This is a genomic window from Paenibacillus sp. EB106-06-01-XG199, from assembly GCF_058791575.1.
In genome coordinates this window covers 110,620-126,230 of record NZ_JBYTDQ010000009.1, presented here as the reverse complement: position 1 = coordinate 126,230, position 15,611 = coordinate 110,620, and the positions used below count along the sequence as shown (strand labels likewise).

Sequence of the window (15,611 nt, the reverse complement as noted above, 5' to 3'; positions counted from 1 at the left end):
TTCTAAGATCTGGCCCAGGTCAGGCTGTATATTTCCGCAGTGCAGCCCAAACTCGCGCTTAGCCGGATTATCGTTTCCGCGCACGCACGGATGGTGCTTCCTGTGGTATAGATATCATCAATAATGATAATCTGCAAAGGCCGGTCCTGCGGATTCAATGATTCCAACAGATCTTCAAAACTTGATAGAACTTTAGAATCTCGGCTAGCGGCAAAAGCGTGCTTCATATCTGCCAGCCGCTCGGCCCGGGTCTTAAAGCTCTGTTTGCCGGTATGATGGGTACGGATCAGCAGCGGGAGCTGCGGTATCCCTCTGTGCCGGGATAGAATCTCCGTCAGCCGCTCAGCCTGGTTGAACCCTCTCTCCACGAGCCGGGAGTCACTGACAGGAACAGGAACCAGCAAGTCAGCCTGCCAGAGAAGATTCCGCTCGCTTTTTCTAACAGAAAATATGATGTTGTTTGAGAATCTGCTCTGCACCGGGCGGCGGCTGTGCATAAGCTGCTCCCGTTCTTCCTTCAGAATGGAATAGGCCCTGTCCAGCATCAGGCCAAGAATTGATGCCAGCTTCTCATCGCCGCGATATTTGTACCGTCCCAGAATCTCACGCATCACACTCGTATAAGCAACCGCACTGCGGTTACACACGAGTGGACCTGGCTCGCTGCTGCGGGTACAATCGGGACAGCCGACATGGCGTCCGCATTTACTGCAGCGCGGACAGCGAATCCAGGGAATAGCCGCTTCACAGCCCGCACAGACTCCAGGCAGTTCTGTTGCGGGCTGGCTGTGTTTCCCGCAGATCAGGCACTGCTGCAGGGAAGGGGCAAATAAGGATCGAATATTGGCCAGCCTCAAGAGTGAGAATTTCATATCCATTTCTCCTTGCTTATCAACCCTTGTCTGCGGGCAATGGCGTTCATTGTCCGAATCTGCGAAATGGCTCCGCGCTGTGACCTTGTCCACTGCGGAGATAAGAAGATCACCGATCCGTCTGGATCGTCCTTTGACCTCCCGGCCCGGCCTGCCATCTGGACAAGTGAGGCCTCATCGAACAGACCACTGTCAGCATCCAGAATAAACACATCGCTTCGCGGGACTGTTACTCCCCGTTCAAGAATCGTAGTTGTCACCAGCAGGGAGATTGCCCGGCTGCGGAATCCCGCCACCTTCTCTGCTCTTTCGGGGTCCTGGGATGAGGTGCCTTCAATCGCTTTGCCCGGAAAACTCCGGCGCAGAAGCGACAGCAGTCCGGCAATATGGGAAATCCGCGACACAAACACAAATATTTGTGCTTCCCGGGCAAAAGACCTGCCCAGCGCCTTCTTAAGCTTCCCGGGCAGAGTTCTGCGCTTCAAGCATTGCTGTACCGGCGCCATGGTCAGATGCTGCGGTACAGGCAGGGGATGGCCATGAAAACGCACAGGCACTCTGGCGTGCGGAAGTCTGCCGCTATGCGCTTGGCGCTGCAGCTCCGGTGGCGGCGTCGCCGACAAATAGATAAAACGGCCGTCCGGCTTGCACGCATGCTCGGCCGCAAAGGCCAGCATTGGATCATTGACATAGGGGAATGCATCCAGCTCGTCAATTATGACCAGATCAAAGCCCTGATGAAAACGCAGCAGCTGGTGGGTGGTCGCCAGCACCATCTGGCTCTGGCTCCAGCAGTCCGGACTGCCGCCGTATAGCACGGAGAGCGTCCTGTCCGGGAACGCCCGGCCCAGCCGCGGAGCCAGCTCCAGTACGACGTCGCGGCGCGGCGTCGCTATCAGCACGCGGCCCCCGGCGCGCAGCACCGCCTCCAGGAGCGGGAAAGTGATCTCTGTCTTTCCCGCTCCTGTAACTGCCCAGAGCAGGAACCGCTCTGGGCCCTGGGCGGCGGAGCGCTGGCGCGGCTCCGCCAGGAACCCCAGTGCAGCGCCGGCGGCCCCCGCCTGCGCGCTGCTCAGCCCCCACCGGCGCGCTGCTACGGTGGGACTGACACCGGCCGTACACCGTACGGCCGGAAGGGATGCGCTGCGCAGCAGCAGCGCACAGGCCCGGCTGCGCCCGAGCGCGAGGCAGGCCTCGCAGTAGGCGCAGCCGGTGAGGCCGCACGCGGCGCATGCCGTGCGGCCGGTGGCGACGCTGCCGCAGCGCAGGCAGCGTATGTCCGCGCGGCGGGCGACAGCGCCGCGCAGGGGCAAGCGGAGCCGCGGCAGGCGAAGCGCCGCAGCACGCAGGAGGCTGCCTGCGCTGGGCAGCCGCGCACGGACATCCCTGCCTTCGCTCTCTTTCAATTCTTCCGCCACAACCTCCCTGCTCTTCCTCTCACTCCATGCATCAACGCCTACTCTCCTGCTCTCCCTCCCACTCCACGCATCACCTACTGTATCCCTAGCTACGCTCTCATTCCATGTATCGCCCGCCACTTCCCTGCATCCCCGCCCCCGCCTCGCCTCACCTGCAGCCTTTTGCGGGCTCTCTGTCCGCGTAGCTCTCTTTTCTATCCCCGAGCTCCATTGCCGCAGTTTTCCCTTGCTCTCTTCAACCCTGCTGCAAGCGGCCTCAAGTTTCAGCCGCCCCTGCAAATGTGCGAGCTGCGCTGCAGCTTGCCAAGTGTCTGCCAGTAGCGGCTCCTTCTCCTCCAGTAGTGCTTCAACTTCAGACTGCAGCAAAGACCGGCCGGACAGCGCCTCCACTAAGCGATCCGCCTGCGCACTGAGTGCGAAACGCGCAGTCCGTTCACTGAAACTAGCGGTTGGATGAAACTGGGTACTATTCTTCCATTCGCCACCTGCTTCTTGCTCCTCATTAATCTCAGCCTGCAATAGATTAGCCAGATAGCCAGCCCAATGTTCTTCCGTCCATTCCTGCATGCCCTTCACAGGTTTGACATTGTCACGAAGTTTGACTGCCCAACCGAGCGGCAGATCCGCAGAAAGCAATACCCGTTTGTCCGCAGACTGTCCATTCCAGCCTTCACCTCCCACCCCGCTCCACCAGACATTGTCTACCTGGATATTCAGCGAAACCCACAGGTGCCAGCGTTCCTTATCCTTCACAGCATATAGGGCAACCCTCATCTGCAATCCCTCCTTAATTTATCCTGAGACACAAAAAAGCACACCACTCCATTCTTGGAGAGTGTGCTTCACCCGATTCTTGCGTATTTAATTCTCATTCGCCGCGCTCTGATTGATATCCCCCGCTTTCCGGCATCCGCATAAACCGCAACGGAGCAGTTGTGCCGGGAAACCGCAAATCGACCAATATACCCTGCTGTAACGGGCTTTCTGCCTGTAAGCTACGATTGTGCATGAACCGGGCAACATCAATGGAAGAACCGCTGCAAGCCAATCTGGAAGCCACAGCTATCGTAGCATCACTTGAATCATCGTCCATTACTGTCACCCGAAATAACTTTCCGGTCAGAAAAGCATGAATACCGATTACCCGGATATACCATTCGACAACCGCTTCATGATTACGGGTAATAAGAATATAATGCAGCCGCTTCCCAGAACATGCCGTCTGCCGGGTCAGTTCCCGGTTGCGCAAAATATGAACAAGGATAACTGCGGATCCGTATATAACCGCAATCCAGATTAACTGGGCTACCATGGAGATGCACCTCCTCTGTATACCGACACTATATGCCGGAGTTAAAAGGTCGGTGCCTGCCCATGGTTCCAACAAGACTGGGTATAGCCGGGTACATATTTACATCAGCGTTTTGCCGAATCGAATATAACTGTGCACTGAAACAATACGTTTGATTACAGCAGAATCGCTGCAGTCTGTTATGTAATGTTGTTCCGGATCATTGGGATTCTCCAAAACGTTCAGTTAAGGTTAAGCCTGTTATAGGGTTACCCAGCCGTATTTGATAGAATTAATGACTGCTTGAGTACGGTCGTCAACTTCCATTTTTTGCAGAATGCTGCTGACATGGTTCTTAACGGTCTTCTCGCTGATAAAGAGGTATTCTCCGATCATCTTATTGCTCTTGCCTTCGGCCATCAGCCGCAGTACCTCTGCCTCGCGCCGGGTCAATGGATTGTTGTCGCCTGCGACGAATTTGACGCCTGCTTCCTTAACGGCCGTTTCGGTCATTGCTCCCGTCTCATTGAGATAGGTCATGCGCCGCAGCTGATTAATCAGCTTGCCCGTAACCTTAGGATGGATAAATGCATGACCTTCACAGACGGAACGAATAGCGTTAATAAGCGACTCTGCCTCCATATCCTTCAGCAAATAGCCATTGGCACCCTTGCGCAGTGTTTCAAATACATAGCTTTCATCATCATGAATCGACAAAATAATAACCTTGACTTCAGGGAACATTTCACGCAGCTTTTGAGTAGCCTCCACACCGTTCTCGATAGGCATATTGATATCCATAAGCACGATATCCGGTTTATTGACATTGCAAAACTCCAACACCTGGATGCCGTCACCGCATTCGCCAATGACTTCAATGTCATCCTCCATATTTAAAATACGTTTCAGCCCTTCACGAAACAACTGATGATCATCGGCCAAAAGAACCTGAATGGGCGATTTGCCAGAACTTTGGTTCTCCATCACATTACTCCTTTCCCTTATCCACATTCGTCGGAATGTGGATTACAATTGTTGTGCCCTGATTCTCCGCTGACAAAATCTCCATTCTTCCTTCAAGCAGTTCCACCCGCTCCCGCATGCCTACCAGTCCAAAGCTTTCGCGGTTGCCCTGCTCGCTTACCTTCTTAACATTAAAGCCTAATCCATTATCCTTTACGACGATCTTAATCAGCTGCGCCTGATAAGTGATCTCTACTAGCACATAGCTGGGAAAGGCATGCTTGGCCGCATTGGACAAACCTTCCTGAACCAGGCGGTACACCGCCGCCTCCATGGCAGAAGACAGCCTGTGCTCCTTGCCCCTCGTTTCAAAGGAGGTTCTGATCTTCGTCTTCTCCTCATAATCATGAACGTATTTACGGAGTGTCGGGATCAGCCCCAAATCATCGAGAGCCATCGGACGTAAATTAAAAATCACCTTGCGCATTTCTTCGAGGCTGTATCGAACCTGTCCCTTTAAGTCTATTACTTCGTCCTGCACCAGGGCAAATTCCTGCTTTACCAGCATTCTTTCTACAATTTCCGTCCTAAGGACTAAATTCGCCAGCATTTGAGCAGGACCGTCATGAATTTCCCGGGCAATTCTCTTCCGTTCCTCTTCTTGAGCCAGGATTATTTTGAGTCCGATCATCTGCCTGTTCTTCGCAGTTTCGACAATTCTAGTCACTTGTCCTAGTTCTCCGGACAAATATTCCAGGACAACGCTCATTTGCGAACCAATCGATTCGGCACGTTCCACTGAGTTCTCCACACTTCGAACCCGCTGTTGCAGTTCATCCCGTCTGCTCCGGAGATAGGTTTCCCTTTCCCTTGTCATCATGAGCTCCAGCTGAAGCTCTGTCGCCTTCTCATACGCAATCCGGATATCTTTCTCCGAGTAGCGGACAAAATCCCGGCTAACCTCAGTCAGCCGGATGCGGGAGCGGTGGTACTGCAGCTCCAGTTTGTCTACCTTTTGCAATGTTTCATCCGTTTCTTCCATAACGCGCTGCAGTTCTTTGGTGAGTGCAACAAGCTCATCCCTTGCAACCTGCAATATTTCAAATATCTGATACTTGCTGCTCTCCATCACGTCGATGGTATTCTTAATAACGCGATCTATCGCATCGGCCTGAAATTCCACGGATGCTTGCCCCATTTCTATCGAATCGTATTAAAGGCTTTCCTTTATACTAACATATCACGATTCGATAGTTACGGTCTTCGTGTTCTGTTCCCATTTTACGGTCAAACCTAGCTGTTCTGAGACCAATCTTAGAGGTACTAAAGTCCTGCCCTGTAGGATCAAAGGAGCTACTTCAGCACTCTGCCGTTTCCCGTTCAACACATATTCCTTGCTATTCACAGTAAGCTCCATAACTTTTGCACCTCGCAAAACCAAGATCTTCTTGGTGCTCGAATTCCAACCCGCGCTGCCGCCAAACGCGTCCATCACATATTTAATCGGCACATAAGTACTCTCACCTTTAACAACGGGAGCTACGTCAATGGGTTTATCCGCTCCGTTCAGCGCCATGGATTTGGAACCAATCTTCATTACAGCGGTTCCCTTCGGAAGTCCGGCTTCACTGGAAAGCGACGGCATCACAAAGGAAAGATTGTCAAAAGCAACGGTGCCGGTTTTGGCCCGCTCATCTTGTCCTTCCTCTACATTCACCACATACAATCTCTTTAAAGATGCAGGGAATTTAATTCCGGAGCCTGACAAATCAATATTCAAGCTTTTCCAGCCGTTCCAGTCGATAACTTTGGCCAAATCAATATAAGCTGTAGTTCCGCTACTGTCCACTACTTCAGCCCGTAGCCAATTCAAACTCATATCGCCCATGACATCAAGCGACATTGAGGTTGCTGCTGCCGGGATGCTTTTACCGCCCGTGCCATTGAATTGGGCGTAGGCATACATTTTGCCGCTGCCGGCCGTCATATCATAGCTAAGCGACAGCACCTTGGAGCCTGCACGTTCAGCACTGCCCGCCGTAACACCCGCAGTTCCTGTTACAGTGTTGACGTTGGAAGTAAAGGCAATCGGATAGGTTACATTCTCAAAGTCTTCCCAGGTAGAAGCTGCCGCTGCCGACAATACAACTGCAGTGCTGAAGCCGTCATAACGGGCTATCGCATAGCCGGTAGTCACACCAGGATTGACAGAATCAACTGTGAGCTTACCCTCCTGCACATTGCCCTTAAAACCGACGAACTCCCATTTGAGTGCTGAATTCGGCACTGAAATTGTTGCTCCGCTCTTGGCAGCTGCCGTCACAGGCACGGATACTGATGCGCCAGCCGTCAGAGGCGCTGTAGCCGTCCCAACAGACAGACTGTTCAGATCCTCACCACCCAGAACAGTGACCTTAGTAGACGCACTAGCCTTACCGCTGGTCGCTGTCAAGGTGACTGTCCCCGGCTTCACTCCGGTTACTTCCCCTGTACTTACACTTGCACTGCCATTGCTTGCCACCCAAGCCGGGTTTGCTGCAGCTACATCGATTGGATTATAGTACGTATCATAGCCTTTTAAAGAATAGCTTTCCTTTTGTCCGATCAGAAGCACCGGGCTGCCGCTGATTTTAATCCCTTTTACTTCGCCTTTTGGAGCAGATGTAAATACTCCAAGCCCGTTGACAATGCTGCGCTGCTCTTTGCCATACTCTGTATTAAACGTTAGAGTGGTCGAGGTTTCGGCCAAAGGCCGGTCTACCATCGTTGTAGAGCCGCCTCCGTCCAGATTGAGCCCCTTCCAGACCCCGATATCCGTCATGAAGGATTGCAGCTCTGCCAGCGACATTCCGGCACTGTTGTCATTTTTCTCGACTGCGATAACATAAGCATACTGTCCATCCTGTGAATACCCCAGTGCTGTGCGGGCACGGTAACCGCCAAGACTGCTGGTTGAGCGCGAGAAGGTCGCAGCTTGGCCGCCATTAACCAGTATCGTATGTCCGCCTATCATCATCTGCACATTGGCGGGATCGAGCTCCTGCTGCGTTGTTTTGGAGCGTAGCGTATAGTCTGTGACCAGCTTTTGCCCTACAGCCAGGTGACCCGTAACAAACTGAGACGCGAGTCCATGTGTCCGCAGAATATAGGCACCTTTAGGAACTGCTATTGCCAGAGCTTTACCGGCTTCTGAAATCTGGGTAATAATATCATTCTCAACCAGAACCTCTGTGGGGCTGGCCGAGCTATTCTTTGGCCGCTCCCGCGCTGTCCAGGCATCCGTATAAACATAGGCAGCATTGGCATGGCTGTATGTGGAACTGCCTCCATCCGGAGTATAAGCTCCTTTGTTGATACCCGATAACGGGAATTGCGAACCATCCTCCGCCGTCACCAGCCCTTCAAACGTATATTCGTCGATCACAGGCTTGCGGTCCTTGGTAACAGCAAAGGCGTACATTCCATTAAGCTGCGACGGCGTTGAAACAACGACTCCGCCCGTTACCTGTCCACCAATAGGCGCGCCTTCACCACTTGTATTGAAATAGTCTCCATTAACTGCCGCCACTGCTCCGGTTTCCGCAGCCATACCGCCTGTGCTTTGGCGCGTAGTCAAGTTGCCGCCTTTGCCGGTCATCACATCTAGAGATACGTAGGGGTTATTCAGATCTACACGAATTACATCCGCGAGCCCAGTCGCATTCTTGCCGGAGCGGGTGGTGGAGAATTTATATTTCATCATAACTGCCCCTGAAGTGATTACCTCTTCACCTAATTTGGTTACTTTAATAGAGGCTGCTGCTTGAGCCAACGATGCGGTTCCTGGCCCGAAATGAGGCAACCCTTCACTGCCGATTACCGGCATGATCCACAGCACTCCTGCCAATGAAGCGGCGATCCATCTTTTAGCTGGCGACATTTTCATTCCCCGTAAATCTGCTCTGCTATTCTTGTCCTTGAATACTTCATTCATTTCAGCGTAACTCTCCCATCTCATTGTTAAAAATTTAAACTTCCCCATAGGTTCACATCTATTTTCAAAAATCCTATAAACTGTTTTCAGTGTCCCTGTTATATCTTTAATAGACTGAATTTATGGGAAAAAGTTGCGAATATTACTAGATTCATCAATTTGAACTGACAAAAAGCGCCCGGCGCAAAACCGGACGCTTGAGAGCGGACATATAGCTATTGTCAGTAGTAATGCCACACTCGGATACTCATGCTCTTGCAAGTGGAAACGGTTTTGCCGTCCTAAAAAGGACAGTATCCGTTTCAGCGAGAAATAGAAGGATAATTTATAGCGTGAAGCCATATAAATTCGTATATTTTTACAAAAAACCAGCCTTTGTCAGCATCCGCTGCAGCATTACTGCCGCTTGAGAGCGGGTGGCATTGCCTTGAGGCTGAAACTGGGCGCCAGGCATACCCAGAATAATTCCTTCCTGTACAGCTTTAGCCACAAATTCGGCGCTTTGACCCGAAACCTTGCTCTTATCTTTAAAGGCCGAAAGTACGGATGTGGTTGTGCCGCTAAGCGTAATCGGATTTTTGGTGTATTCCATAGCCCGAATCATCATTGTCGCCATATGCTCACGGGTAATATTGGCATTGGGACGGAACGTACCATCCGTATTGCCGGTAATAATTCCGGCCTTGGCCGCTGCTCCAATAGCATCTCCGATTTGGGTAGAAGCTTGAACATCACTGAAGCGCTGTGCCGTCTCACGGTCACCCAGCAGCCCAAGCCCTCTGCTTAGCATCACCGCAAACTCGGCACGGGTAATCTTCTGCTCTGGCTTAAAGGTGCTGCCGTAGCTGTTGTCTATAATATTTTTGGCCGCCAGCAAAGCTACACTTGATTTGCTCCAGTGCCTGCTCATATCTGAAAAGCCCCGGGTAGACAGAAACGTTCCTACCACCTGACTCCCTACCACCTTCGCCTGAATGAAGGTATAGCTTCCTGCCCCGCTGATTTTGCCAGGCAGATATGCTGCTTCAGAATAGACAAGGTCCAGTCTGGCTGCTAAAGTCTGGTCACTGACTAAAGAGGAAGTTGTACGGGCCGTATATTCCCCCGGAACACTTAGAGCCGTACTATTGGAATAATTGCCGCTGACCGCAGCGCTCAAACGGATATCCACAAGGCTGGTTACACTCTGCAGTCCCTGAGCTTTAAGCGTTGCCTCAACTGGCCCAAATGTGCCGAAAGGTACCTTTTCAAGTCTTAGCATCAGCGAGATATTGCTGCTGTCTGTAGTTAACTTGGAAGCAAGGCCGGTCATATCTATGTCATTTAGTGCAAGATTGTACAGGCTGTCACCATAACGTATAGCAAAGGCTGCCTTACTGTCGCGTTTTACTGCTTCCAGCAGGGGCTTAAGCGGTACAACTACATAGGCCCCCAATTCCGTGGAGGGCACTTCAAATGCCAGAGACGGACTGCCCATTTTATTGAGATAATCATAGCTGGCAGTTAATCGGTCAGCCGTAAGGATATATCTTTTTACCGACTGGTTATATACGGAACGGTCATCCGCAGAAGCTGCGGAGTCCCCCTTCAATAGCGGATACTCTTTGCCAAATTCACTTGCTGCCAAAGTTCCCAGATACGAAGGACGCCCGGTTGCCGATGTGCCTACACCGGTGAGGTTCTGAACAGAAAGCGCGCTGAATGAAGCAAGCGCACTGCCGTTCAGATCCAGAATATTTCCGGAACCGGACATATAGGATAAAACGACGGTTTGTCCGGTTTTGACTGCCGTGGACAACAGCAGCTTTAATGTACTTCCCGATACAGTATACGATTGTATACCCACGCTGCTTCCATCAGCTCTCACACCAAACTGGTTGGTGTACAAGCTTGAGGACGCCTGCATATTCTTGCTGAAGTTTACAATAAGCTCATCACCGGAGACAGTCGCTGAATTAATAAAAGGCACTGTTGTTGTACCATTACTACTGCTGGTGCCTGAAACCGACACTGGCTGCAAATTAATGTAGGCGGCCCGGTTGCCGTTCAAGTCACTGATACCAGATGTTCCTGGTACATAAGAGATCGTAGTGGAATTATTCGTGCTCAAGGCGCTCGCTAGCGTCAAGGTTACCAGATTTCCGCTTACGTCTACGTTTGTCACATAATTAGGTGTATTCCCCACAAGTACGGAGAATTGGCTGTTCATCGGCAAATTAGCCGTTGACAGTCCTTCATTATAAGTTAGTACAATCTTATTTCCCGAGCCTGCAGCGCTTTGATAGACAGGTGCAGTTGAATCACTGGTATTACGGATATAGAAATCGCTAAAATTCGCTATATTTTGGCTATATTGATCTTGGATAGGATAAGATCCGGCATAGTAGGTTACGCGAATCGTCTGTCCATTCGCTGCATCATTACTTAGCCCCAGAATGACCGTGGAGCCACTGGAAGTGGAGGAGACCACTCCAAGTGAAACACCATCTGCATAAACAGAAAATTGGCTGAAGGCGTTATTGGAAATTGCTTTAAGTGTATCATTGAAATTCAGCGTTAGTGTCTTGCCTGACAAAATTCCGTCCTTAGGCGCAGGAAGCGCCGTTTGGACTGTGTTCGTCACCTGTCGTAGTGAGAACGTAGCTGCTGCGTTGCCGGCGGCATCCTGAATCGTTCTAAGACCACCCGTATAGGCTATCTTGACAAATTGGCCTACTGCCACACCCGTACTAAGGGTCACATACACGCTGTCCCCTTGGATATATACACTCTCTACTGCCCTTCTCTCATCGTTGACCGTTACATTAAAGCTGGAGGACAGCAAGGCAACTGCCGAACGAATTGCTTCATCATACTTCAGCCGGATTGTGCGGTTACTTTCAAGCTGTGTAGACACCAGAACCGGTGCCCTTTTATCTAATGCCACCGTTCGGAAACTCCAAGAGTTTTTTCCGCTGAGTCCCTCATATGAATTCGGATTATTTTTTTCAACAAAAGCACCTGGAGGAATATCAACGTAATAAACCGTATCGTTTTCGAGAACATTTGAAGGTACGATTACGAATTCACTGTCGTTATTTCCGGCTATTACTTTTGATCCCATCTTAGTTCCATTGCTCTTATAGAGGCTCACAGGATTCGTCTCAATATACTTACTTGGACGGTTAAAGGTAATCTTAATGGGCTGATCAAGCGCCGCAGATTCACTGCGGTCTGCCGGGCTGAGCGAGTCTACAGCGTAACCAGTTTGTGAGGTAGTTGTAAAACTCCATACATACGGTGTTCCTGAGGCAGGAAAAGCATTGCCATCCTGGTCATTAAACGCGCCTGCAGGAATAGTGACTGTGTAAATAGTATTATTCATCAGCGGACTCGTCGCCGATGTCGATGCTACCGTTATGGTTCTGGTCCCGCCACCGGTAACAGCCGAGGAGTTCACATCAAAGTATCTTGTATCCGCTGCATTAGTGGAAGATAATTTGATCACTCCATTAACCGGCGTCATCGGCTGGTCAAAGTTCAGCTGAATGTTGCCGGCTGGGGATACGGCAGTAGCACCACTGGCTGGAGATACATTTACCGCAACGCCTGTTCCCTTTGTGGAAAAACTCCAAATGTTCCCACTGGTTATTCCAGCGAAGGTTTTGTTCTCATCATCCTTAAAAGCATAAGGATCGATTAGAACATAATAACTTTTTCCAGCCGTAAGTCTACTCGCCAGATTCAATCTCACTATCGTGGAAGAGTCGTCGCTTTGCAAATTGACTGAATAATCTCCATCATTAACCTTGAATTCCTGAACAACAGAATTGTCTGCCGAGGAAATGAGTTTAATGGATCCACCGCTCTTTTGCAGCTTCTTGTTCAGCTTAAAGCTAAGCTGAGTCAGTGTTGTGGAATCTACCCGTGAATAGTTCGCCGGAGTGAATTCGCTTGCCACAATATTCAGGTTCATTTCAGGTGATGAGGTAAATGTCCATGAAGCAGCCGCTGAGTCAGCACCCGCCCCGTCCTTAAACAGTCCTCTGGGAACAGTGACGGTATAGGTTTTGTTCTTCTCCAGCTGCTTGCCTAATTTAACTTCGTATTCCGTAGAATTGCTGATTAGCCCAGAACTGCCGATAGGCACTGTCACATATGGCGTGCCTGTGTCTCGCGTAGTAAGGGTGATATCTCCACTCTGCGGATACACCTGACGATCGAATTTCAGTTTAATGGAGGACGATACATTTACATTGACCTCACCTGCTGTTGGCGAAGTTGCCATGCTGAATTCGCTTGCAGCATAAACTGCTGAATTCCCGGGACCGATTGACGAATACCCTGCACTGAGCAACAGATCCCCTGCCAAAATGAGTGCTGCTAATATTGAAATTTTCCTTTTCATGCGGTGATAGACTCCTCTCAAGCCATACTTTCGTCTTTACATATATTCTTATATTTCGGCTAAATGGCTTCCAAAGTTTAGAAGAGTTCCTCTATAAGATAAGTTGACTTATATATATAGTTTCAGCATGTGCATACAAAAAAGCCCGCAAAAGCAGTTCTTCCTTGAATCGAAGAATTGCCTTTACGGGCCTGATTCTAAAGCTATAAATTATATCCCAGCCTGGTCTTTAAGCATTTCTGCCTTGTCCACACGCTCCCAAGGAAGATCAATATCCGTACGTCCAAAATGACCGTAAGCTGCAGTTTGTCTATAAATCGGCTTGCGCAGATCGAGCATGGAAATAATTCCAGCCGGTCGCAGATCGAAGTTGCTGCTGATTAACTGAGCCATTTTTTCCTCACTGATTTTACCTGTTCCGTATGTATCTACATTAATCGAGACAGGATTAGCAACGCCAATGGCATAGGCCAGTTGAATCTCGCATTTGTCGGCAAGACCAGCGGCCACCAAATTCTTGGCGACATAACGGGCGGCGTAAGCTGCGGAACGGTCGACCTTAGTCGGATCCTTCCCTGAGAATGCCCCTCCACCATGACGGGCATATCCGCCATAAGTGTCGACAATAATCTTGCGGCCAGTCAAGCCTGCATCACCTTGCGGACCGCCAATAACGAAACGGCCTGTCGGATTAATGAAATATTTAGTATTCTCATCAAGCAATTCGGCAGGAACAACCGGCAAAATAACATGCTCCTTAATATCAGCCTGAATTTGCTCAAGCGAAATTTCTTCGGCATGCTGTGTGGATACCACTACAGTATCTACACGTACCGGTTTTTCGCCATCATACTCAATGGTCACCTGTGTCTTACCATCAGGACGCAAATATTCCAAAGTGCCATTCTTACGGACCTCAGACAGGCGCCGGGCAATACGGTGGGACAAAGCAATTGGCAGTGGCATCAACTCAGGTGTTTCATTCGTCGCAAACCCGAACATCAACCCCTGATCACCGGCGCCAATGTTGGCGGTTTCTTCAGCAACCTGTGCAGGATCGCGGTTCTCCAGCGCAGCATTTACACCTTGGGCAATATCTGCAGACTGCTCATTCAGCGAGCTGAGAACGGCACAAGTATTATAATCAAAGCCATATTTCGCGCGTGTATAGCCAATTTCCTTAATCGTATTACGTACAATGGCCGGTATATCTACATACTCCGACTTTGTACTAATTTCGCCAATGACAAGTACAAGACCCGTTGCAACCGCTACCTCACAGGCGACACGTGCATTTGGATCATTAGCCAGAAAAGCATCCAGTACCGCATCAGAGATCTGATCGCAGATCTTGTCCGGATGTCCCTCCGTTACGGACTCGGAAGTAAATAAATGACGTCCTTTAATCGACATGTACAATAACCTCCCATATGGATAGTCTGACACTGTATAAGGGGGCTCCTTAACAAATAACAGGCCACATAAAATAAGTATAGTATAAATATCGGAATACCGCATATCTTAAAAAAATGAACCTTTTCCGCATGGAAAAGGTTTATGGCTTTCCTCAAAAGTCATATTATCTTATTTGCAGGATGGTGTCAATTATAGCCATTGTTACCCGTCATAGCGTAAGGCACTAGCTTATACCCCGCAAGCAAACCCTAGAGTGGTTCGGGTATTAAGTAAACAAAGATTGCTCAGCTTGTTTAACCAGTCTCTTTGTAATCTCTCCACCTACAGATCCGTTGTCTCTGGATGTAAGATGTCCGAGGTACTGACTACGCCCGATTCCACCTGTTCCACCCAAAGCCCCCAGTTCAGAAGCAAACTCTGTATCAGCCCCGCCACCGTAAGAAGCTCCGTATAGTCCGAATTCAGCAGCGATCTCGTATTGCATCTGTTTAAGCATTGCCCGGCTCTCCGGTACAACTGTGCGATTAGTACGTGCCATGTTACAGCACCTCCTGAATTTTTTTAAGATCACAGGAAGTATTGTGTGCTCTTTACCAGGGCCTCAATCGCCTCAATGTTTGTCAACAGTGGTAAACTGTGCCGAAGTATGATGAAACCTATATTAGGACATTATATTTATATTCGAGCCTATTTCAATGTGTAGGCTCCGCGTACCATGACAACCAGACCACCGGCCTGACCCTCTTGCACCACTATGCCCCGTCCGGCACGAGGGAACGATAACAGATGATTGGATGGTACTGCAGTACCGTTAACCAGATCTGCTCCATCCGTTAAATCAGCAACACCATTGCTGTCCTGAGAATAAATAGCAGCCTTTCCGGCGCGGACGATAAACTCGGCACCCGCTCCGGCAATCAGAGTCTGACCTGCTTTCACATCAACAATCTCAACTTCCTCGCCTTTATTTTGGCTAGGTGGTGCTGTAGGCGTAGGGGTTGCTGCAGGCGTTGGTGTCGCTGCTGGAGCCTGTGTAGCGATAGTCCCGCCCTGAATCGCTTTTTGGATCTGTTGATCCACATAGCTTTTGGTAACTACTGGATCTTCCGACGTTCCTGGCTGGTTGCCCACACTGGCACCGTCAGCTTGACCAAAAAAGATGGATCCACCCCACAGACTGCCTGTAATAAGCACAGCTGCTGTGATTATTTTGTAAGTTGGTTTCATACTAACCTCCAATGTACTGGGATTGTAAGTGCTATAACATAAAAAATCTAAAAAAAAAGAATAG

10 protein-coding genes are annotated in these 15,611 nt (G+C 50.0%); all 10 read right to left on the bottom strand.

The annotated features are described in order from the left end of the window. Positions 1 to 2: 2 nt before the first annotated feature. On the bottom strand, positions 3 to 872 hold the full coding sequence (locus AC3WT9_RS27390) for a ComFC family protein (protein ID WP_492408280.1): 870 nt from the start codon (positions 870 to 872) through the stop codon (positions 3 to 5). After that, the gene (locus tag AC3WT9_RS27385; RefSeq protein ID WP_492408278.1) at positions 869 to 3,064 is read right to left on the bottom strand and encodes an ATP-dependent helicase ComFA; all 2,196 of its coding nucleotides are present in this window, start codon (positions 3,062 to 3,064) and stop codon (positions 869 to 871) included. The genes AC3WT9_RS27390 and AC3WT9_RS27385 overlap by 4 nt, the downstream gene beginning before the upstream one ends. A 94-nt stretch (positions 3,065 to 3,158) precedes the next feature. Then, entirely contained in the window at positions 3,159 to 3,602 is a 444-nt protein-coding gene (locus AC3WT9_RS27380; RefSeq protein WP_341380002.1) for a hypothetical protein, read from the bottom strand. Positions 3,603 to 3,842: 240 nt separating this feature from the next. Continuing rightward, entirely contained in the window at positions 3,843 to 4,565 is a 723-nt protein-coding gene (locus AC3WT9_RS27375) for a response regulator (RefSeq protein WP_341096784.1), read from the bottom strand. A gap of 4 nt (positions 4,566 to 4,569) precedes the next feature. After that, the gene (locus tag AC3WT9_RS27370) at positions 4,570 to 5,727 is read right to left on the bottom strand and encodes a sensor histidine kinase (protein WP_341097803.1); all 1,158 of its coding nucleotides are present in this window, start codon (positions 5,725 to 5,727) and stop codon (positions 4,570 to 4,572) included. 57 nt (positions 5,728 to 5,784) lie between these two features. Next, on the bottom strand, positions 5,785 to 8,517 hold the full coding sequence (locus AC3WT9_RS27365) for a stalk domain-containing protein (RefSeq protein ID WP_445935365.1): 2,733 nt from the start codon (positions 8,515 to 8,517) through the stop codon (positions 5,785 to 5,787). 358 nt (positions 8,518 to 8,875) lie between these two features. Continuing rightward, complete coding sequence (locus AC3WT9_RS27360; RefSeq protein WP_492408275.1) at positions 8,876 to 12,904, bottom strand: Ig-like domain-containing protein; 4,029 nt, start codon at positions 12,902 to 12,904, stop codon at positions 8,876 to 8,878. A gap of 210 nt (positions 12,905 to 13,114) precedes the next feature. Next, a complete protein-coding gene (gene metK / locus AC3WT9_RS27355) occupies positions 13,115 to 14,317 on the bottom strand; it encodes a methionine adenosyltransferase (protein WP_076109642.1) in 1,203 nt (400 codons plus the stop codon). A gap of 268 nt (positions 14,318 to 14,585) precedes the next feature. Next, entirely contained in the window at positions 14,586 to 14,858 is a 273-nt protein-coding gene (locus AC3WT9_RS27350) for an alpha/beta-type small acid-soluble spore protein (protein WP_341096786.1), read from the bottom strand. A 149-nt stretch (positions 14,859 to 15,007) separates the two neighbouring features. Then, positions 15,008 to 15,547: a hypothetical protein gene (locus AC3WT9_RS27345; RefSeq protein ID WP_341380004.1), complete on the bottom strand. Its 540-nt coding sequence runs from the start codon at positions 15,545 to 15,547 to the stop codon at positions 15,008 to 15,010. Positions 15,548 to 15,611: the final 64 nt, after the last annotated feature.